This window comes from Kluyvera genomosp. 2, assembly GCF_036759865.1.
Lineage (GTDB): Bacteria > Pseudomonadota > Gammaproteobacteria > Enterobacterales > Enterobacteriaceae > Kluyvera > Kluyvera ascorbata_B.
Map to the genome: position 1 here is coordinate 125577 of NZ_JAPKIA010000010.1, position 21103 is coordinate 146679.

The window sequence follows — 21103 nt, forward strand, 5'->3', positions numbered from 1 at the left end:
ATTCATGGATTTGATATTATTATTATTCAGAAAATATATATCTCCAGCGAAACAAAAACGTCCCTCAGAAAGATATTACACAATCTCTCGCTTCAAATGAAATCCAGCACTCTTCACAAACCCAACATTATTAGCAAGTAACGCAGTACCCTATTCCCTTCCCGTTCGAGTTACGATTTTCCACAAGCCATTTATGATTACTCTTATTTGTGATCGTTCTCTAATACAAATAACCATTACAACGATTAGTTTCACATAAATAACAATATCATCAGGAGATATCATGAAAGCCATTATGGTTATGTATGATTCATTAAACAGACATTACCTCGGGCCATATAATTCCAGCCGCAGCGACACGCCGAATTTTACCCGTCTGGCAAACAACTGCATGGTTTTCGACAAAAGCTACGTAGGAAGCCTGCCCTGTATGCCCGCCAGGCGCGAGCTGCATACCGGGCGCTACAACTTTCTGCACCGTAGCTGGGGCCCGCTGGAACCTTTCGATGACTCCTGCTTTGAGATCATGAAAAATAATGGCGTACACAGTCATCTCATCAGCGACCATTATCATTATTGGGAGGACGGTGGCTGTACTTACCATAATCGCTATGCATCGTGGGAAATCGTGCGCGGTCAGGAAGGTGACCACTGGGAACCCAATATTAAAAAACGCGAGTTTCCACCGCACCTTGGACAAATGATGTCGCAAGACCAGGCAAACCGGGAAAAAATACTTCAACAGGATAAATTCCCCATCGAAAAAACATTTGATCTGGGAATGAAATTTATCGAAAAATTCCACGCTGAGGATAACTGGTTTTTGCAAATTGAAACATTCGATCCACACGAACCCTTTTTCCATCGACGACAGAAAGAAAAAATCGCTGGGCCGGAATTCGACTGGCCTCATTATGCGCAGGTTACGGATGCAGAACTCCCGTGGAAAAATAATCTTCGTGAAGAATATCGTGGCCTATTAAATATGTGCGACGTCGGTATTGGCCGCGTACTCGACATGATGGATAAATACAATTTGTGGGAAGACACCTTACTGATTATTAATACCGATCACGGTTATTTACTGGGTGAGCACGACTGGTGGGCCAAAGCCAACGATGCCAATTTCTATGAAGAAGTCTCGCATACGCCTTTATTTATCTACGATCCGCGCAGTAAGAAAACGGGCCGAAGCCAACAGCTAGTACAGACCATCGATTTAGCCCCCACGCTGCTGGATTACTTTAATCTTTCTATCCCGCAGGACATGCAGGGGAAAGCGCTGAAAGAGACTATCGCTAATGATGTCGCGGTACGAGAAACCGCGCTCTTTGGCGTCTATGGCGCGCAGGTCAGCTGCACCGACGGCACCTGGGTTTATACGCACGCCCCAACCAAAGCGAACCGCCCGCTGAATCACTACACGCTGATGCCAACGCATATGCGTCACCCGTTCACGCCGCAGGAGTTGCAGCAAACGGAGCTTGTGGAGTCCTTTAGTTTCACCAAAGGCTGTCGCCTGATGAAAATCGCTGATATTGGCCTCGGCATGGTACCGCTGGAACATAACTGGCAGAGCGTACTGTTTAACGTAACTGACGATCCGCGCCAGTCAACGCCTCAGCATAATCCCGAAGTCGTCGCCCGGTTGCAAAAAGAAATCACCCGGCTGATGGCCGAGAACGATGCGCCGGAGGAACAATACGAACGCTTAGGGCTGAAAAAACCGGAGCGGAGGTAAGACCGTATGAAAGCCATCATGGTTATGTTTGATTCCCTCTGCCGCCGCATGCTGTCGCCCTACGGCGCGACCGATGTGCAGACCCCGGGTTTTCAGCGTCTGGCGGAACATAGCCTGCGCTTCGACCAATCGTGGATTGGCTCAATGCCCTGTATGCCCGCTCGCCGCGATCTGCACACCGGTCGCTATAACTTTCTGCATCGGGCCTGGGGGCCGATTGAACCGTTCGACGATTCACTGCCGGAAATACTGAAAAATAACGGTATTTATAGCCATTTAATTACCGATCACTACCACTACTGGCAGGATGGTGGCGCTACTTACCACAACCGCTACGCCTCGGCGGAGTTTGTTCGCGGGCAGGAGGTCGACGAGTACAAAGCGGCGATTATCGACCCGGTCTTTCCCGATAACTACGACCCGTCGCTGTCAGGCTGGCGTAAAGATCTTGAGAAGCGTGATTTCATTAACCGTTCCTATATGGATAGCGAAGAAAAAATGTGTACGCCGCAGGTTTTCTCGCTGGCTGAAGAGTTTTTAGAAAAGCACCACGCCGAAGATAACTGGTTTTTACATCTGGAAGCCTTCGACCCGCATGAGCCGTACTTCTCCTCACCAGAATGTCAGGCGCTGTATCCGGAAAACTACGATGGGCCGCACTTTGACTGGCCATTCTACCGCCAGGTTGAAGAGAGCCCGGAGATGGTTGAACACTGTAAAAATCGTGCGCGTGCCATGTTTTCACTGTGCGATAAATATCTGAATCACCTGCTGGATGTGATGGATAAACACAATCTATGGGATGACACCATGCTGATTGTGAATACCGATCACGGCTTTATGTTCGGCGAGCACGGGTGGTGGGCAAAGAACCTGCCCCCAAGCTACTGCGAAGTGGCCCATACGCCCCTGTTTATCTGGGATCCGCGCGGCCAGCATAAAAATGAGAGCCGCCAGGGGTTGGCATCAATGATTGATATGGCGCCAACGCTGCTGAAATTCTTCAATCTTGAACCCACTGCCGATATGGACGGTAAAGATCTACAGCCGGTCATCGATAATGATACCCCGGTTCACAACTCGCTGATTTTTGGCTACTTTGGCAAAGAGGTCAACGTCACCGACGGCCGCTATGTCTATATGCACGGCGGGAAAAATGGACAAACGGTCAACGAGTACACGCTGATGCCATGCTATATGAATTACCGCATGTCGCCGGCGCTGCTGGCCACCGCCACATTCGTGCCGCCGACCGAAAGTTTCCCGTTTGCGAAAGGCTGCCCATTACTGAAAATACCGCAATTATCACAGGGGCTGGAAGGTACGCTGTTGTTTGATTTACAGGAGGATTATCAGCAGCTCCATCCGCTGAATGCGCCGGAAACGGAAGCCCTATTCGCGGCTGAAATTAAGCGCTGGATGATAAAAAATCAGGCACCGGAGGAGCAGTTTACCCGCTTGAATCTAGCCTGAATGAGGCCCGCCGATGTCCAGTCGGCGGGCATTTTTGTCAATGCAGCTCAGGCCAATAATCCTTATTCGCCGCAATTAAATCATCCAGAATCGCCTTCGCTACCGATGCGCTTGGCACGGTTTTCGACAGCGTAATGGCCTGCCACAGTTTATGGTAAGAACGCTGTTCCCAGGCATCCACCACCAGTTTTTCCACCGCCACCTGCTGGCTCATCATCCCTTTCTGGAAGTTCGGAATATCGCCCACCGTCAGCGGCTCCGGCCCGTTATGGCCCACCAGACAGGGAATCTCCACCATCGCATCGGCGTCGAAGTTATGAATCGCGCCGTTGTTCGGCACAATCAGCAGCATTCGTTCCTGCGTGTTGAAGGCAATGGCCGTCGCCAGATCGACAATGTAGGACGCGTGCTCATCAATTTCGAGGTCGCCAGCCGATGATTTTCCGGCGGCAATAATCGCCCGGCAGGCGCTGAAAACGTTCTTCTCGCGGTGATCCATCACCTCGTTAGCGCGGGTACGTTCCGGGTTAGAGTGCGCCACAACGTAGTCCGGGAACAGATAGTATTTCAGGTAAGTGTTCGGCATGGTGTCCGGATCCAGCGCCTGCACATCTTTCGCCTTCGCGAAGGTGTCATTCCAGCTTGCTTCGGTATGCGGGTCGTTAGAAGGGGGAACATAGCCGTATTTCGCCACATGTTCGCGCAGTTTTGGCATCAGATCGTTCCCTTCAAGGTCTTCAATCGATGTCCACCAGCCAAAGTGGTTCAGTCCGTAGTAGCGCACGCGCATCTGCTTGCGGTCCTTCAGGCCGACGATCTGCGCCATCCGGCCTTCGATACCAATCGGCATATCGCAGATGTTGAGAATTTTCGCGTTCGGACGCAGGCGACGGGTGGCTTCCGCCACGATTGCCGCCGGGTTGGAGTAGTTCAGCATCCAGGCGTCAGGCGAGTATTTTTCCATGTAATCCACCAGTTCCAACACGCCGCCGATAGAACGCATACCGTAGGCAATTCCGCCCGGCCCGCAGGTTTCCTGGCCCAGCACCCCGTGACGCAGCGGGATTTTTTCGTCTTTTTCACGCATCGGGTATTTACCCACGCGAATATGCGCCATCACAAAATCCACGTCGGTGAAGGCTTCCTTCGGGTCAGTGGTGTAGCTGAACGCGATCTCCGGCGCCTGCTCTTTGAGGATAACCTTACAGGCTTCGGCGATTGTCTCCTGACGCGCGCCGTCGTTATCGTAAAATTTCAGCGACCGCAGCGGGAAACGATCCTGGTTTGCCAACAGCATCAGCACGATGCCGGGTGTAAAAGTACTGCCGCCGCCTGCGATAACAACTGAGAATTTTTTCATGATACTGCCTCCGTCATGGTGGGATGTTCGGTCTGTAGAGAATCTTTCATCAGGCGTTCCAGCTGATCGCGTACCTGCGGGACATGCAGGCCAACAATCACCTGAATACCGTTTCCGCGGCGCACGACGCCGTGTGCGCCAAGTGCTTTAAAGACGTCGTCGCTTTGTGTTTTCGCCATATCGACCAGCGCAATGCGCAATCGGGTAGCACAGTTATTGATGCTCTCGATATTGGCAGTACCGCCCAACGCCTGGAGAATACCGACCGCCTGGCCCTGCTGACCGGCTGGCGCCCCTGCGGCAGAGGTTTTACCGCGTGCGGCCTGATAGTCGGCCTTACTGTAGAGTTTGACTTCGCTATCTTCGCGACCCGGCGTTTTGAGGTTAAAACGCAGGATCAGCGTGCGAAACACCACGAAATAGAGGGCGGTAAAGCAAACGCCGATGCCGATTTGGGTAAACATCATTGCGGCATGGTTATGGAACATCGGTATCCAGTTCTGCGGCAGGAACTGATCCAACAGGCCGCCACCGAAATTCCCGACGACGCCACAGATATACATCACGGTCGCCATGGTGGCCGCCAGCACCGCATGAATGGCGAACAGCAGCGGGGAAATAAACAGGAAGGTGAATTCCAGCGGCTCGGTAATCCCCACCAGCATCGCCGTAAGCGTGGCCGGGATCAGCAGGCCAGCGACTTTTACACGGTTCTCCGGCGAAGCGGTGAAGTACAGCGCCAGCGCGATACCGACAGAGCCAAACGCTTTCGAGTTACCGTGCAGCGCAAAGCCTCCTTCCGGGAACAGCGCTTTCAGCGGCTCAGTGCTCTGGCTAAACGCCTGCAGATGCTCCGCCCAGTAAACCTGAATGCCCCCTTCTACCGCCGCAGGGCCGAAAATAAAGGGACCGTAAACGAAGTGGTGTAAGCCCGTTGGGATCAGGATGCGTTCAAGGAAGGTGTAAACCCATACTCCCAGCGCCCCGGCGCCGCGCAGGAAGGCTTGTAGCGACTCAATACCCATCTGGACTTTAGGCCAGCCAAGCAGCGTCAGCCATGCGCAGGGGATCATGACCAGGAACGCGACAATCACCACAAAGGACGATCCCTGGAAAATCCCGAGGAATACCGGCAGCGGTTTATCGAAGTAGCGGTTATGCAGCGCGGTCACGATGCCGGAAATCACGATCGCCCCGATAATGCTGGTATCGAGCGTTTTAATACCGGCTATCATCGTTAAACCGCTGCCGGCAGTGGGATCGACGCTGAAATCAACGCCAAAGAAGTGGCCCCAGGTCATGCCCATGGCGTTAATAAAGTAGTTCCAGGTCAGGAAGCTCACCAGAACGGCAAGGCACGCACGCCCCTGCGCCTGTTTTGCCAAACCGATTGGCAAACCGACGGCAAAAATCAGCGGCATGTTGCGGAACACCGTCCAGCCGCCTTCTTCGATAATGTGAACAATCTGCGCAAACAGGCTATCAGGTGCGGTCAGCGCTTCGCCAACAAACAGCGGGTTGCGCAGCATAATGGCGATACCCACCACAATCCCCTCAAACGGAAACAATAAAACCGGGGTGAACATGGCGCCGCCAAAGCGTTGTATTTGACTGAGCATTTGGGAATCCTCATATAACAACTCGTAGGGTAAGTGGCCTTATTCATGTTGATCTCTGGCCTGATACGAGGATAGGAATTTGCTTGCCCAACAACATGCAACGCCGCGACGATTCGTGATCGCTTTCATGGTTTTAATTAACGCAATGTTGTCTAATTTTTTTAATAAAAATAGACAACTTAATCAGCGTAATTTTTCCTCGTGCTTTGAATTCACGTTAGCTGTATGTAATAAGCTACTTTTTAATAAGAAACGCTGGTTCAATATTCATCCAGATGCGGACGATAGAGGTCTACTTGTGATCTATAAATCTATTGCAGAAAGGCTGCGTCTGCGGCTCAACTCTTCCGATTTCAACATCGGTAGCCCGCTGCCGGGGGAGAAAAAGCTGGCGGATGAGTTTGGCGTGGCGCGGATGACCATCCGCAAAGCCATCGACCTGCTGGTTGAATGGGGGCTGGTCGTGCGGCGACACGGCAGCGGCACCTACGTTGCCCACAAAGATATTCATCATGAAACAACCAACCTGACCGGCCTGGCTGAAGTGCTGCGCAAGCAGGGAAAAGAGGTGGTCAGTAAAGTATTAATCTTCGAAATGATGCCAGCGCCGCCCGCGATTGCCAGCCAGCTGCGTATTCAGATTAATGAGCGGATCTATTTTTCCCGGCGCGTGCGCTATGTCGACGGTAAGCCGTTGATGCTGGAAGACAGCTATATGCCAGTCAAACTGTTTCGCAACCTGTCGCTGGTCCACCTTGAAGGGTCAAAATTCGATTACATCGAAAAAGAGTGCGGTATAACCATCAGCGGTAACTATGAAAGCCTGACGCCGGTGCTGGCAGACAAGCAGCTGGCGCAGTCGATGAACGTACCGGAACAAACGCCGCTGCTGCGTATTACCTCCTTGTCTTACAGCGACAGCGGCGAATTTCTTAACTACTCGGTGATGTTCCGTAACGCCAGTGAATACCAGGTGGATTATCACCTGAGGCGCGTCCAGACATCCTAGCCCATCCCCCAGAAGAGCACAGCCAGCAGCTGCGGCGTGATAATACGCAGGAACATCACCAGCGGATAAACCGTCGCGTAGGACAACGCCGCCGCGCCGCTGGTGGCATGCAGGTTGTTGGCAAAGGCCAACGCTGGCGGATCGGTCATAGAGCCAGCCAGCATGCCGCACAGCGTCAGATAGTTCATCCCGGCGAAAATTCGCGCCAGAATCCCCACCGTCAGCAGCGGAATCCCGGTAATAAAGATGCCGTAGCCAATCCAGCTGAGCCCCTCGCCGTTAACCAGCGTCTCGACAAAATCACCGCCAGACTTCAGCCCCACCACCGACAGAAACAGCACGATCCCCAGCTCGCGCAGTGCCAAGTTAGCGCTGGGCGGCATAAACCAGTACAGCTTACCGATGCTGCCAATACGCCCGAGGATCAGCGCCATGATAAGCGGCCCGCCCGCCAGACCCAGCTTCAGCGCAACCGGGAATCCCGGGATAAACAGCGGGACCGAGCCCAGCAGCACGCCCAGACCAATACCGATAAAGACCGGCAGCATTTGCACCTGCTGCAATTTTTGCTGTGCGTTACCGAGGTCCGACGCCACCGCGTCAATCGCCGCCGGGCGGCCAACCAGATTGAGAATATCGCCGAACTGCAGGCTGGCATTGCTGCTGGCCACCAGCTCTACCCCCGCGCGGTTAAGACGAGAGATCACCACGTCATAGCGCTGTTTATAGTGCAAATCGCGGATTTTCTTTCCTAACACCTTCTCATTGGTGACGACAACCCTTTCAACTTTCAGGTCCGTCCCACGCGTGGAGAGCGACGTTTCTACCTCTTTACCAATCACTAACTGCGCATTGTGCAAATCGGCGGCTTCCCCCACCAGATGCAGCAAATCGCCGGTTTCAATCACCGTGGTCGGCGACGGTACCATCAGCGTGTCACCGCGTTTGAGGCGCGAGCAGATAATTTTATCGCTGTTAATCACCGGGACATCCTGAATCGCCATGCGGTTCAGGTTCGGGTTTTCCACGCGAATGTTGATGGTCTTGAGGTGCGAATGGCCGGAGCCGGCCTGCTCATCAAACCGCTGGGCCTCTTTCTCAACGTTAATACGGAAAAACAGGCGCACCAGCCACATGGTCAGCAAAATGCCACAAATCCCAAACGGATAAGCCATCGCGTAGCTCATGCCCATCTGGTCCACAACGCTGAACGGTTCGCCGAGATCGCGCAGTATTTGCTGACCAGCACCCAGCGCAGGGGTGTTAGTGACGGCACCGGAGAAGATACCAAGCACCACCGGTAGCGGAATGGCAAAGATTTTATGCAGCAGCGTGGTCACCAGACCGCCGAGGATAACGATCAGAATAGCGAACAGGTTCAGCCGTAGCCCCGAAACGCGCAGCGAAGCAAAAAAGCCCGGCCCGACCTGAATACCAATGGTATAAACGAACAGGATCAGGCCAAACTCCTGAATGAAATGCAGCATCGGGCTGCTCAGGGTAATCCCTGCCTGATCGACAAAGTGACCGACGATAATGCCGCCGAACAGCACCCCGCCGATACCAAAACCAATGCCGCGAATCTTGATATTGCCGATCCACAGCCCGACTACCGCCACCAGCGCCAACACGCTGACCGTCAATGCTATATCACTCATCGTCTTATTCCCTGTGAATAACATTAATAACAATGAGGATTATGGCCGAAGGAGGGCGGGTTGTATGCAGGACTGCGCACAATAATAGGCGGATTACCGCGGGGAAACAGGATAAAAAAAAGCCCCGATAACTCGGGGCTAATTGGGCAAATCGGGTTAGCTATTCAGCGCAGGGCGCTCGCTAATTGCGATACGCTGTGGGGCAATGGCTTCCGGCTCATTGCGGGTTAAATCAATATGCAGCAGGCCGTTAGTGAAGGTTGCTCCGGAGACTTCCATATTTTCGGCCAGCGTAAAGCTCAGGCTAAAGGCCTGGGTCACCAGCCCCTGGTGCAGCCATTTGGTCTCTTTCTCCTGCGGCTGCGGCGTGCCCTTCACGGTCAGGCGGGTGCCTTCCAGCTGCACGTCCAGATCTTCCTGACGGAACCCCGCCAGCGCCAGCGTAATGCGGTAGTGGTTATCGTCACTTTTTTCGATGTTATACGGCGGGAAGCTCTGGCCTTCACTGCTGGTTTGCAGCGCGTTCGCCAGTTTGTCAAAGCCGATCCATTGACGCAGCAGAGGGGATAAATCGTAGTTACGCATTGTGTTTCTCCTTCTAAGAAGCGAGTAAGTACCTGCAAATCCTGAGGATTCGCATCTGGCTCCCTGACGGCAAGCCGGGTGATTAACGGGGCCGCAGGCGCGGCCCGGCAGAATTAGTTAATTTCGATACGGCGCGGTTTATTCGCTTCCGGAATCACGCGTTCCAGTTCGATATACAGCAGGCCGTTAACCAGGTTGGCGCCGCGAACGTGGATGTTTTCCGCTAACTGGAATTTGCGTTCAAAGTTGCGCTCGGCAATGCCCTGGTAGAGATAGGTACGTTCTTTCTGTTCCGCAGCATGCGCGCCTTTTACCACCAGCATGTTGTCCTGCGCGGTAATTTCCAGCTCGCTTTCCGCAAAACCCGCCACGGCAATCGCGATGCGATAATGGTTTTCATCAACCAGCTCAACGTTGTACGGAGGATAGCCACCGTTGCTTTGTGTTTGATTGTTTTCTAACAGGTTGAACAGACGGTCAAAACCAATGGCAGAACGGTATAACGGGGATAAGTCAAAGTTACGCATAATCAAATAGCTCCTGGAAATCAGCGAGAAATTATCGACCTTCCATCGTGGACAGGCCATGAAGCCAGAACACCCCGCAGGCATGTTCTCTTCGGCTACACCTATAAAATGAGGGGGGAAAGATCTTTTTCAAGACCTTCTGGCCGACTTTTTTTGCACTTTCCCCGATAAGGCTTACACTGGGTGATAGCACGAAAGGCTAAATTGCGACAGCCGCCACAGAGCGGTGAGCCTGGGCTTTCTATTTTGGCAACGGGTGGCTATAACCCGGAGGACGAGCTTTTTTATGCTCATAACAATGAAGAGCTCATGATGAAAAATCTGCTGATTAAAACGACGCTGGTTGGGGGGATCCTCTTGTCAGTAGGATGTTCCAGCGTCATGTCGCACACCGGCGGCAAAGACGGTACCTATCCCGGTACGCGCGCCAGCGCAGAAATGCTGAGCGACGGTGAAAACGGCTGGGCCACCAAATCGCTGGTTGCCCTGGATATGCCGTTTACGGCGGTCATGGATACCGTGCTGCTTCCGTGGGACTTCTTCCGTAAGGACAGCTCGGTCCGTTCACGGGTTGAAAAAAGCGAGCAAGAGACGCTGGCCACCAATTCGGTGATCCCACCGGCCCCGATGCCCGCTCAATAACTTAGTCGCCGATCTCGGTGACCCACAGCTGGCGGAAGCCAGCCGTATCTTCCATCCAGGCAATCCATCGCCCATCGGGCGAAAAGACCACCGCATCCGCTGACGGCGGATTCGCGTGTCCTGTGGTTAAAAAAATCATGTCACCGCTCGTGGCGTCACACCAGGCAATACGCCCGTCCAGGACCACACCGAGTCCGTTTCCAGATGGGTGCCAGTTAAAGGCCGACTGAATATCTGAAGCGTTGTGCGTGAGCTGCAGCGGTGCTCCGCCTTGCGGCGATATCAGCCACAGCTGCACGATGCCTTTATCATCACGCATCAGGAAGGCAATTTGCGTGCCCTGTGGGTTACTGCGTACCCAGTGGCGCGGCACGTTCACCAACCCGGGAAACGCACGCTGATGGGTAAAGGTTAAACGCCGTTGGCGTACGCCCGCAGGCGGCGCGGGAAGCGTGGTTGCCGTGCCCTGCAATGGTCTGTCGCCGGCCTGTTTCCAGCCACGCTCGTCGTGCGGCAGTTCAACCAGGAACAGTTCCGGCACTTTGTCACCGGTTTGCGAGACGGTATCACCAATAAACGCCAGCGCTCGCGAACCCACCCAGCCCTCTTCATAGGCGCGGTTAATCTCATCGCTACCGGGCCGTGGATCAACGGTGGTCTGGCTGACCAGCACGCACCAGTGGCTACCGCCGTATTCGCGCGGGTGCTGGCCGCGCGGTGCGACCGGGCCGTAAGGTACGGCCACGCCGACGTTGCGCTGATCACGTACCGGATCGTATTCGTGCATCACGTGGTCGTTATAGGTAAAGCTGACGAACTGCCCGCAGGGGCTATAGACGTGAACGTGACTACCGCCGCGCAGCGCGCCGGGCGTGAAGGGCGCGGTAATGTCCATGGCATCGAGATTGTGGGTATCACCGCGCGCCGCCACCACGCCGCGGCGATGGTGGAAGTCATATTGCCAGTTGGCGTCCGGGTTTTCCGGGCCGTGGATGAAGACGTATTGTTCATCGCGGGGGTGTACCGTCACGACACCAACATGGGCGCCTGCACTCGCCCGATAAATCACCTCGACCTCGCCGCTATGGACGTTCACGCGCTCGATGGTTTCACCAGTAAACGAGGCTCCGGACGGGCGCACATCGTAGACCAGCCACTGGCTGTCTGGCGTCCACGTACGGGTGTTGGTTAACTGATGATGGTGCGGCGCAAAGGTGACTTGTTTCATGGCGGTGTCCGGATAGAAAGATACCGCCTGGTTTTACCACGCTAAAGGCTTATCCCACAAGCCTTTAGCGGAAGTGCTAAAGAGGGCAGTCTTAGCTAAGCACGTATTTCTCTATCGCCCAGGCGACGCCGTCTTCCAGATTGGATTTGGTGATAAAGTTTGCCGCTTCTTTCACCGCCGGAATAGCGTTATCCATCGCCACGCCGACGCCGGCGAACTCAATCATCGCGATGTCGTTCTCCTGGTCGCCAATGGCCATAATTTCTTCTGGCTTGATGCCCAACACGTCGGCCAGCGACTTCACGCCGGTGCCTTTGTTAACGCGCTTATCGAGGATTTCGAGGAAGTATGGTGAGCTTTTCAGCACCGTGTATTTTTCTTTCACTTCCGCCGGAATACGGGCAATCGCTTTGTCGAGGATGGCCGGTTCGTCGATCATCATCACCTTCAGGAACTCAATCGAGGGGTCCATCTTCTCGGCTTCGCAGAACACCAGCGGAATCGTGGCGACAAAGGATTCATGCACGGTGTAGTAGCTGATATCACGGTTAGCGGTATAAAGCGTGTTGCGATCCAGCGCGTGGAAGTGGGAGCCGACCTTGCGAGAAAGTTCTTCCAGGAAGCGGTAGTCTTCATACTTCAGCGCCGTTTGCGCCACCGTACTGCCGTCGCCCGCTTTCTGCACCAGCGCGCCGTTATAGGTAATGCAGTAATCTCCCGGCTCGTTCATGCCCAGCTCTTTCAGATAGCTGTGCACGCCGGCATAGGGACGCCCGGTGGTCAGCACCACGTTAACCCCTTTTGCGCGTGCCGCCGCGAGGGCGTTTTTCACCGCAGGAGAGATAGTGTGGTCCGGCAACAGCAACGTTCCGTCCATGTCGATTGCAATCAGTTTAATAGCCATGAGATCCCCAGGTTAAATGAGCCTGTCCTCATGCTAACTCGGTTTAGCTCAAAAAACAGCACTAAAGGGTGCCGAAAAGGGGGATACAACGCGTTATGCATGCTCCCCTTTTGTTAGCTGCTCAACCAAAGAGTTTGCCGCCCTTCAGCAGGTTCATACCGGCCGACAGCAGGTCGCTGTGCGCCTGCGGGTCAACTTCACCCTGTGGGGAAAGCGCATCAACAATTTTCGGCAAATATTCCGCCAGCATCGTTGAAGCGGAGCTGGCATCGGTGCCGAGCTTTTCCCCCAGATCCGACACCGCAGGTGCGCCCAGCGCCGAGACGACCTGGTCGCTGCTAATGGATTGGTTACTTTGTTGGTTACTGATCCAGGATGACACAATGTCACTGAGCCCGCCGCTTTGCAGCTTCTCCAGTAGCGCCTGAATGCCGCCCTGCTCATTTACCCAACTCAGGATTGCTTGATATTTCCCCGCATCACCGCTAAGCAGCGAGCCGACTACATCATCAAAAAGCCCCATTTTTCACTCCTCATAGCAATCAATCATAACGCTGTTTGAAGTATAGATGCGCCGCAGGAATACCGCTCTACAGCGGTTTCGATGGCGGTTCAACCATTCGATATAAATTGTGATCACGAACGAAAAAGGGGAACGTTCCCATTTGTATTTAAACCGATGCTGTTATTCTCCACTAATAATATTAGCACCTGCGCAAAACTCACGAAAAGAATACATAAGAGATAAATATAATTACCACAATTAATATTCATAATTTTAATAACGGATATATTCATGAGAGCTAAAATACAGGATTACTTCTCTTCTCTTGGCCGCTCGTTTATTCCTGCCGTCGCAGTGATGAGCTGTTTTGCTTTACTCCTTTCGATTGGCGCTGTGCTAAAAAACCCACATTTTATCAACGATATTCCGGCACTGCAGTCCACTCCTGTCGCATTTCTGGCGAATTTACTCACCCAAACAGGCATGGTGATTATTGCTTATATGCCGCTTATTTTTTGTCTGGCGATTGCTATCGGAATGGCAGAAAAAGGTAAAAAAGAAACGGCAGCGCTGTCGGCACTTATTGCCTACATTTTTATGCTCGTCTTTTCCGGTTTGATGCTGAGCGCCTCAGGCATGCTGCTGAAACCCGACGTCGGCATTAACGCGCAAAGCAACGTTCTGGCAATTTCCCAGACGCTTGCGATGCGCCAGGCGATGCAGAACGTGGTGCTTGGCATTCAGACCGTTGATACCGGTGTACTGGGCGGCATCATTATCGGTGCGCTATCGGCCGTTATCACCAACCGTAATAGCGCCCGTAAACTACCGCTGATTTTCGGTTTTTACCAGGGCCGGCATCTTCCGCCGATCCTTAGCGGCCTTGCCGGCCTGACCATTGGATTAATCGTTCCCTTTATCTGGCCGTGGATCGGCGGCGGGCTTTACTATGCGGCGTCGGCGCTGGCAAAAGCCGGTATATTCGGTTCATTTATGTTCGGATTTATTGAGAAACTGCTGCTACCAACCGGGCTACAGCACGTCTGGTACTCTCTGGTGCATTACACGCAGGTCGGCGGTACGTTAGAAATTAGCGGGCAGACCTATGTGGGTACAAAGGCCATCACCATGGCGGCGCTGGCAACGCCAGACTTTAATGACAATATTCACCAGATTACGCGGTTGTGGTTGGGCCAGGGAGATACGCCGGGCAAAGTCTTTGGTATTCCCGGCGCGTTGCTGGGTATTTATCTGGCGGCCAAAGACCGCGATCGCGTAAAAACAGTCTTAATCTCTGCCGCCGTGGCGGCGATGTTTGCGGGCGTGGTGGAACCGTTCACCTTTATGTATCTGTTTCTTGCCCCGCCGCTATTTTTAATTGATTGCACCCTTCAGGGCCTATCGTTTGCCATTCTTGACGCAACCCATGCCTCTTATCTCGGCGGCAGCACGCTGATTGAAATATTATTTAACGGTATTTTACAGGGGCACAAATCAACGTGGATACCGATTGTTTTATTAGGTATTGCCCTGTTCTTTATCTACCTCATCACCTTTAAATGGTATATCGAAAAATTTAACGTTCTGACCCCAGGCCGGGAAGGCACTGCCGATAACGATGAGACTAAAGCGGCAGAAATTCTCTCGTCCAGACTGCTGCGGCAAAATAAATCAACGGATGACGTTGCCGCAGAAATCCTTCGCAAACTCGGTGGCAAAGCGAATATTAAAGAAATCAATAATTGTATCTCACGTCTGCGAATAAAGATTAATGCACCGCAGCACGTTGATGCCGCCGGAATGAAGACCATTAGTGATGCCTTAGGCGTCACCCAACCCGCCCCCGATGAATACCATATTATTTTTGGCATGCGCGTTGGGGAATATCGTGACGCTTTCGATCGCGCCGTTGAATCAGTGGAGTAAGCAAAAAATGAATGAAATGATGCAAATAGCGCTTCAGGCCCCCGTTTATGCGACAGCAGATGTTGTGGTTGTGGGGGGAGGGCCAGCCGGGGTCGCTGCAGCGATTGCGGCGGCGCGCAGTCACGCGCGCGTCATCCTGATTGAACGTTCAGGGCAGCTCGGCGGTATGGCAACACTTGGCAACGTGAGTATTTTTATGACCGTTGGCAACCTGACGGGGATCTATAAAGAGATTATCGCCGCCATACGACCCGATTTTCTGGCACAACACACCCAGCCGGAGAAACTCAAAATTCAGTTTAACCCGCTGCTGCTGCGTTACCATCTTCATCGCATGGTAGAAAGCGAAAATATCCAGCTCATGCTACATACCGATTTCATTACGCCGATTGTGAGCCATGGCGCAGTGACCGCCGTCGTGGTCAAAACACGCGAAGGTGTGAAAGTGATTCAAGGTTCTCAGTTTATCGACTGCACCGGTAATGCGGAGCTGGCTATTTCTGCCGGTGTACCTTATGAAACGGGAAGAGTATCCGATGGTCTGACTCAGCCCATGACGCTGATGTTTCAGATGCAAAATACCGGTCAACCGGTGCAGCAGATATTACCAGAAGGTTGCTACCACTATGAAACAGTTGCCGATCTACCGCAGGGGCGACGTCTGCTGTGGGAGCTCCAACCCGACGGTACGCTCATCGTCAATATGACCCGGATCAAGGGCAACGGCGCCACCATTGCCGACAGTAGCTATGCTGAAACCGAAGGGATAAAACAAGTCTTCTCCGTCGCTAACTATCTCCAGCGTAACGGCTTCGAAAACTATATTCTTTCCCATATTGCCGCTGAAACCGGCGTTCGCGAAAGTCACCGTATTTGCGGGCGCTACACCCTTACCGAGGACGACCTGCTGCATGCTCGCCGCTTTCCCGACGTGGTGGCGCAAACGAATTATGAGATTGATATTCACAGCCCGCAGGGAGAAAAGGTCTGTGATGAACGAAAAATCAATGGTTACGATATTCCCTATCGCTGCCTCGTGCCACAAGGCGTCGACCGGCTGCTGGTCGCGGGAAGAATCCTCTCGGCAAGCCATGTTGCACTCTCTTCCGCCCGCGTTATGCCTACCTGTTTTGCTCTGGGGCAAGCCGCTGGGGTGGCCGCCGCACTGGCGGTGGAGACAGAGTGTCCGGTCGGTAATATTCCACCAAAGCAACTGCATCAGCATATGAAAGAACAGGGCGTCACGTTTTATTAGGCAAAAAAAAACGGGCGGAGATCGGTCCGCCCGTTTGCAACATACATAAGGTGATTAGATATCGATGTTCGCCGCTTTCAGGGCGTTCTCTTCGATAAACGCACGACGCGGTTCAACGGCGTCGCCCATCAGCGTGGTGAACAGCTGGTCGGCAGCAATCGCATCCTTCACGGTCACGCGCAGCATGCGGCGGCTGTCCGGGTCCATGGTGGTTTCCCACAGCTGATCCGGGTTCATCTCGCCCAGACCTTTATAACGCTGAATCGCGAGACCACGACGGGACTCTTTCACCAGCCAATCCAGCGCCTGCTCGAAGCTGGTCACCGGCTGACGGCGTTCGCCACGTTCGATGAACGCGTCTTCTTCCACCAGGCCACGCAGCTTCTCGCCCAGCGTGAAGATACGACGGTATTCGCCACCGTTAACGAACTCGCTGTCCAGCACATAGTCGGTATCCACGCCGTGGGTACGCACGCGAATAATCGGCTCGAAATGCTGTTGTTCAGCATTGTGCTGAATATCAAACTTCCACTGGCTGCCGTGCTGCTCTTTTTCGTTCAGCTCGGTCACCAGCGCGTTCACCCAGCGAGTGACTTTCTGCTCGTCGGACAGGTCCGCTTCCACCAGCGTTGGCTGATAGATGAGTTCTTTCAGCAGCGCTTTCGGGAAGCGACGCTCCATGCGGTTAATCATTTTCTGCGTGCCGTTGAACTCGGCCACCAGGCGTTCCAGCGGTTCGCCAGCCAGGGCCGGAGCACTGGCGTTGGTGTGCAGGGTCGCGCCGTCGAGGGCGATGGAGATCTGATACTGGTCCATCGCTTCGTCGTCTTTAATGTACTGTTCCTGCTTGCCTTTTTTCACTTTGTACAGCGGCGGCTGAGCAATATAGACATGGCCACGTTCAACGATTTCCGGCATCTGACGGTAGAAGAAGGTCAACAGCAGCGTACGGATGTGCGAGCCGTCGACGTCCGCATCGGTCATGATGATGATGCTGTGATAACGCAGTTTGTCCGGGTTGTACTCGTCACGACCGATACCGCAGCCCAGCGCGGTAATCAGCGTTGCGACTTCCTGAGAAGAGAGCATCTTGTCGAAGCGCGCTTTCTCAACGTTGAGGATTTTACCCTTCAGCGGCAGAATCGCCTGGTTCTTACGGTTACGCCCCTGCTTCGCAGAGCCGCCCGCGGAGTCCCCTTCCACCAGGTACAGTTCGGACAGCGCCGGGTCGCGTTCCTGGCAGTCGGCCAGTTTGCCCGGCAGGCCTGCTAAGTCCAGCGCGCCTTTACGGCGGGTCATTTCACGGGCTTTACGTGCCGCTTCACGCGCACGCGCCGCGTCGATAATCTTGCCGACGACGATTTTCGCGTCGGACGGGTTTTCCAGCAGGTACTCGGCCAGCAGTTCGTTCATCTGCTGTTCAACCGCTGATTTCACCTCAGAAGAGACCAGCTTGTCTTTGGTCTGGGAGGAGAATTTCGGATCCGGCACCTTCACGGACACTACAGCAATCAGACCTTCACGGGCATCGTCACCGGTGGCACTGACTTTGGCTTTTTTGCTGTAGCCTTCTTTGTCCATGTAGGCGTTCAGGGTACGGGTCATCGCCGCACGGAAGCCCGCCAGGTGGGTACCGCCATCGCGCTGCGGAATGTTGTTGGTGAAGCAGTAGATGTTTTCCTGGAAGCCATCGTTCCACTGCAGCGCCACTTCAACGCCGATACCGTCTTTTTCGGTGGAGAAGTAGAAGATATTCGGGTGGATCGGCGTTTTGTTCTTGTTGAGATACTCAACAAACGCCTTGATGCCGCCTTCGTAGTGGAAATGGTCTTCTTTGCCGTCGCGCTTGTCTTTCAGGCGGATAGAGACGCCGGAGTTCAGGAATGACAGCTCGCGCAGACGTTTTGCCAGAATGTCGTATTCAAATTCAGTGACGTTGGTGAAGGTTTCATAGCTCGGCCAGAAACGCACCATCGTCCCGGTTTTGTCGGTATCACCGGTGACGGCCAGCGGCGCCTGCGGCACGCCGTGAGCGTAGATCTGACGATGAATTTTGTTATCGCGCTGGATAACCAGCTCCAGTTTCTGCGACAGGGCGTTAACTACGGAGACGCCTACGCCGTGCAGACCGCCGGACACTTTATAGGAGTTATCATCGAATTTACCGCCGGCGTGCAGGACGGTCATGATAACTTCCGCCGCAGAGACGCCCTCTTCCGGGTGAATACCGGTTGGGATGCCGCGGCCATCATCCTGTACGGAGACGGAGTTGTCGCTGTGGATGGTGACAACGATATCTTTGCAGTAACCAGCGAGCGCTTCGTCGATAGCGTTATCCACAACCTCAAATACCATGTGGTGCAGACCGGTGCCGTCATCCGTGTCGCCGATATACATACCCGGGCGCTTACGCACCGCATCCAGCCCTTTCAGGACTTTGATACTGGAGGAGTCATAAGAATTCGACATCAACGTTTCTCGCTCATTTAATCTTGGGTTAATCCGTTATTTTACCCTTTTCCACGGTAAACATCTTCGAATTTTCATCGGACATGTCCAGAACGTGTTCAGCGCTAATCGCGCTGACGAAAACCTGTGACTGCGTGGCTTTTAAACGACTGGCCAGCAGGCCGCGCCGCGCGTCATCAAGCTCCGAGGCAAAATCATCTATCAGGTACAGGCAGCGTCTGCCGCTTTCGCGGGTCAGAAACTCACCCTGCGCCAGGCGTAACGCGCACATCAGCAGCTTTAGCTGCCCGCGCGATAAGGTGTCTTCCACCGGCGCGCCGTCGGCGCGAATGCGGAAGTCCGCCTTGTGCGGGCCGTGTGCCGTGTAGGTCAGCATACGGTCGCGCTCGAAATTTCTCTCCAGCACCTCTGCATAATCGGTTTCTTTCTCCCAGCCGCGCTGGAAGGAGAAGGTGAGAGAGAATTCCGGGAGAAATTGTTTACAGGTATCAGCCATATCCTCAGCGATACCGGTACTGTATTCCGCCCGCCAGCGGCTGATTTGCTCGGCTAGCGGGATAAGTTCCTGATCCCACGGCCGCAGCTGCGCGTAGCGGCTCACCTGGCGTAGCGCGGCGTTGCGCTGCTTGAGCAAACGCTTGAGATTACTCCAGGCGGTGAAGAATCCGGCTTCATTGTGGAAGCATCCCCAATCAAGGAATGCTCTTCTGTATTTGGGGCCGCCGTTGAGCAAAGTAAACCCCTCGGGCGTAATCAGCTGCATCGGCATCAGCAGCGCCAGCTCGGCGACCTTATGGCCGTCGGTGCCGTCAATACGCACTTTGCTGTCGCCCAGTTTGTCTTTGGTCAAACCGATGGACGTTTCACGCTCGGCGCCCTGTAAACGGCCGTGCAGCACGAAAGCGTCCTGCTCATGGCGAATGACGCGCCCAATCTGCAAGCTGCGAAACGCCCGGCCGTGACCGAGCGTATAGATGGCCTCCAGCACGCTGGTTTTGCCGCTGCCGTTGGCACCAACCAGGAAGTTAAAGCCGGGGGATAAGGCAAGATCCGCGTTTTCGATATTGCGAAAATCGCGGATCAACAGACGGGAGAGCGACATTACAGTCTCATTGGCATAACAACATAGGCAGCACTCTGAGACGCCGCATCTTCAATTTGTACGCTGGAGACGGAGTCGGTCAGCAGAATACGGACGTTTTCGCACTTCAGCGCGTTCAGCACATCCAGCACATAGCTCACGTTAAAGCCGATTTCCATCTCCGTACCGCCGTAGGTCACGTCGAGGATCTCTTCCGCTTCTTCCTGTTCCGGGTTATTCGCGGTAATTTTCAGCTGGTTTTCGCTGACGTACAGACGCACGCCGCGGAATTTCTCGTTGGAGAGAATCGCCGCGCGAGCAAACGCCTGCTTGAGAATATCGCAGCCGGCTTCCAGATGTTTATCCGGGTTCTTCGGCAATACGCGGCGATAATCCGGGAAACGACCATCAACCAGCTTGGAAGTAAAGATAAAGTCGCCAACGTGTGCGCGGATATTGTTACTGCCGATCTGCACGCGCAGCGGCGTATCGCCGCCGTCGAGCATACGCATCAGTTCAATCACGCCTTTACGCGGTACGATCACCGAATGGCTCGGCAGCGACTGCCCAACCGGCATTGAGCACACCGCCAGGCGGTGACCGTCGGTCGCGACGGTACGCAGCTCTTCACCTTCGGTTTCAAACAGCATGCCGTTTAAGTAATAACGGACGTCCTGATGCGCCATCGAGAACTGGGTGGCTTCAATCAGACGTTTCATCGTCGCCTGCGGCAGCGTGAACTCGACGTCACTCTGCCAGTCGTCGAGATTCGGGAAATCGGCGGCAGGCAGCGTAGACAGCGAGAAACGGCTACGGCCGGAGCGCACCAGCATGCGGTCACCTTCCAGCTGTACGGCGATTTCCGCGCCTTCCGGCAGGCCACGGCAGATGTCGAAGAATTTACGCGCCGGGACGGTAGTCGCGCCCGGTTCATGCGCCTGCAGCAGCGCCACGCGCGCTACCATTTCCATTTCCAAATCGGTACCGGTCAGCGACAGCGTGCCGTCCGCCACCTGCAGCAGCAGGTTACCCAGAATCGGCAATGTCGGACGCCCGCCTAACGGGCCACTCACCTGTTGTAACGGTTTTAATAAATGTTCACGTTCTACGGTAAATTTCAT

Annotated in this window: 17 protein-coding genes and 1 other annotated feature; of the genes, 6 read left to right on the forward strand and 11 right to left on the reverse strand. The window is 54.0% G+C overall.

Features of this window, described 5'->3' with window-relative positions; genetic code table 11:
- Positions 1–283: 283 nt before the first annotated feature.
- On the forward strand, positions 284–1741 hold the full coding sequence (locus tag V6942_RS12815; protein ID WP_333501324.1) for a sulfatase: 1458 nt from the start codon (positions 284–286) through the stop codon (positions 1739–1741).
- A 6-nt stretch (positions 1742–1747) separates the two neighbouring features.
- Positions 1748–3214: a sulfatase gene (locus V6942_RS12820; protein ID WP_182966638.1), complete on the forward strand. Its 1467-nt coding sequence runs from the start codon at positions 1748–1750 to the stop codon at positions 3212–3214.
- Between the two features lie 37 nt (positions 3215–3251).
- Here the strand turns inward: V6942_RS12820 and V6942_RS12825 are convergent, their stop codons facing one another.
- Together V6942_RS12825 and V6942_RS12830 are read right to left on the reverse strand one after the other, a co-directional pair.
- Complete coding sequence (locus tag V6942_RS12825; protein ID WP_333501325.1) at positions 3252–4574, reverse strand: 6-phospho-alpha-glucosidase; 1323 nt, start codon at positions 4572–4574, stop codon at positions 3252–3254.
- Positions 4571–6193, reverse strand: coding sequence for an alpha-glucoside-specific PTS transporter subunit IIBC (locus V6942_RS12830; RefSeq protein ID WP_333501326.1), 1623 nt, complete (start codon positions 6191–6193; stop codon positions 4571–4573). The genes V6942_RS12825 and V6942_RS12830 overlap by 4 nt, the downstream gene beginning before the upstream one ends.
- A gap of 298 nt (positions 6194–6491) precedes the next feature.
- Here V6942_RS12830 and V6942_RS12835 point away from each other — a divergent pair, with 298 nt between their 5' ends.
- Entirely contained in the window at positions 6492–7202 is a 711-nt protein-coding gene (locus tag V6942_RS12835) for a GntR family transcriptional regulator (protein WP_106930186.1), read from the forward strand.
- Here V6942_RS12835 and V6942_RS12840 read toward each other — a convergent pair.
- From V6942_RS12840 to ibpA, 3 genes are all read right to left on the reverse strand, one after another.
- Positions 7199–8860: a putative transporter gene (locus V6942_RS12840; protein WP_106930183.1), complete on the reverse strand. Its 1662-nt coding sequence runs from the start codon at positions 8858–8860 to the stop codon at positions 7199–7201. The genes V6942_RS12835 and V6942_RS12840 overlap by 4 nt on opposite strands.
- Positions 8861–9016: 156 nt before the next feature.
- Entirely contained in the window at positions 9017–9445 is a 429-nt protein-coding gene (gene ibpB, locus V6942_RS12845; protein WP_106930181.1) for a small heat shock chaperone IbpB, read from the reverse strand.
- Positions 9446–9558: 113 nt separating this feature from the next.
- Positions 9559–9972, reverse strand: coding sequence for a small heat shock chaperone IbpA (gene ibpA / locus V6942_RS12850; RefSeq protein ID WP_015343937.1), 414 nt, complete (start codon positions 9970–9972; stop codon positions 9559–9561).
- Positions 9966–10041 (reverse strand) — a sequence feature (ROSE (Repression Of Heat Shock gene Expression) occurs in the 5'-region of heat shock genes and acts as an RNA thermometer to modulate expression.). Its footprint overlaps the gene before it by 7 nt.
- 240 nt (positions 10042–10281) lie before the next feature.
- Here ibpA and V6942_RS12855 point away from each other — a divergent pair.
- Positions 10282–10614 carry a YceK/YidQ family lipoprotein gene (locus V6942_RS12855; RefSeq protein ID WP_181358042.1) on the forward strand — a complete coding sequence of 111 codons (333 nt, stop codon included), beginning with the start codon at positions 10282–10284 and terminating at the stop codon, positions 10612–10614.
- A gap of 1 nt (position 10615) precedes the next feature.
- On the opposite strand, the gene V6942_RS12860 is transcribed toward V6942_RS12855, so the two are convergent.
- The 3 genes from V6942_RS12860 to V6942_RS12870 all read right to left on the reverse strand — a co-directional run bounded on the left by V6942_RS12860 (position 10616) and on the right by V6942_RS12870 (position 13269).
- Positions 10616–11842 (reverse strand): DUF3748 domain-containing protein, encoded by a 1227-nt coding sequence (locus V6942_RS12860; protein WP_182929753.1) that lies wholly within the window; start codon positions 11840–11842, stop codon positions 10616–10618.
- Positions 11843–11933: 91 nt separating this feature from the next.
- Complete coding sequence (gene yidA, locus V6942_RS12865) at positions 11934–12746, reverse strand: sugar-phosphatase (protein ID WP_106930177.1); 813 nt, start codon at positions 12744–12746, stop codon at positions 11934–11936.
- 121 nt (positions 12747–12867) lie between these two features.
- Complete coding sequence (locus V6942_RS12870) at positions 12868–13269, reverse strand: YidB family protein (protein WP_106930175.1); 402 nt, start codon at positions 13267–13269, stop codon at positions 12868–12870.
- A 273-nt stretch (positions 13270–13542) separates the two neighbouring features.
- Between V6942_RS12870 and V6942_RS12875 the strand changes: the two genes are divergently transcribed.
- Both V6942_RS12875 and V6942_RS12880 read left to right on the forward strand, forming a co-directional pair.
- Positions 13543–15177, forward strand: coding sequence for a PTS transporter subunit EIIC (locus V6942_RS12875; RefSeq protein WP_106930173.1), 1635 nt, complete (start codon positions 13543–13545; stop codon positions 15175–15177).
- Positions 15140–16432, forward strand: a complete 1293-nt coding sequence (locus V6942_RS12880; protein ID WP_223878964.1) for an FAD-dependent oxidoreductase — start codon at positions 15140–15142, stop codon at positions 16430–16432. The genes V6942_RS12875 and V6942_RS12880 overlap by 38 nt, the downstream gene beginning before the upstream one ends.
- Before the next feature lie 54 nt (positions 16433–16486).
- Here the strand turns inward: V6942_RS12880 and gyrB are convergent, their stop codons facing one another.
- The 3 genes from gyrB to dnaN are packed head-to-tail and all read right to left on the reverse strand — an operon-like array spanning position 16487 to position 21103.
- On the reverse strand, positions 16487–18901 hold the full coding sequence (gene gyrB, locus V6942_RS12885) for a DNA topoisomerase (ATP-hydrolyzing) subunit B (RefSeq protein ID WP_106930169.1): 2415 nt from the start codon (positions 18899–18901) through the stop codon (positions 16487–16489).
- Positions 18902–18929: 28 nt separating this feature from the next.
- Positions 18930–20003, reverse strand: a complete 1074-nt coding sequence (gene recF, locus V6942_RS12890) for a DNA replication/repair protein RecF (RefSeq protein WP_106930167.1) — start codon at positions 20001–20003, stop codon at positions 18930–18932.
- The gene (dnaN, locus tag V6942_RS12895; protein ID WP_106930165.1) at positions 20003–21103 is read right to left on the reverse strand and encodes a DNA polymerase III subunit beta; all 1101 of its coding nucleotides are present in this window, start codon (positions 21101–21103) and stop codon (positions 20003–20005) included. Before dnaN ends, recF begins: the two co-directional genes overlap by 1 nt.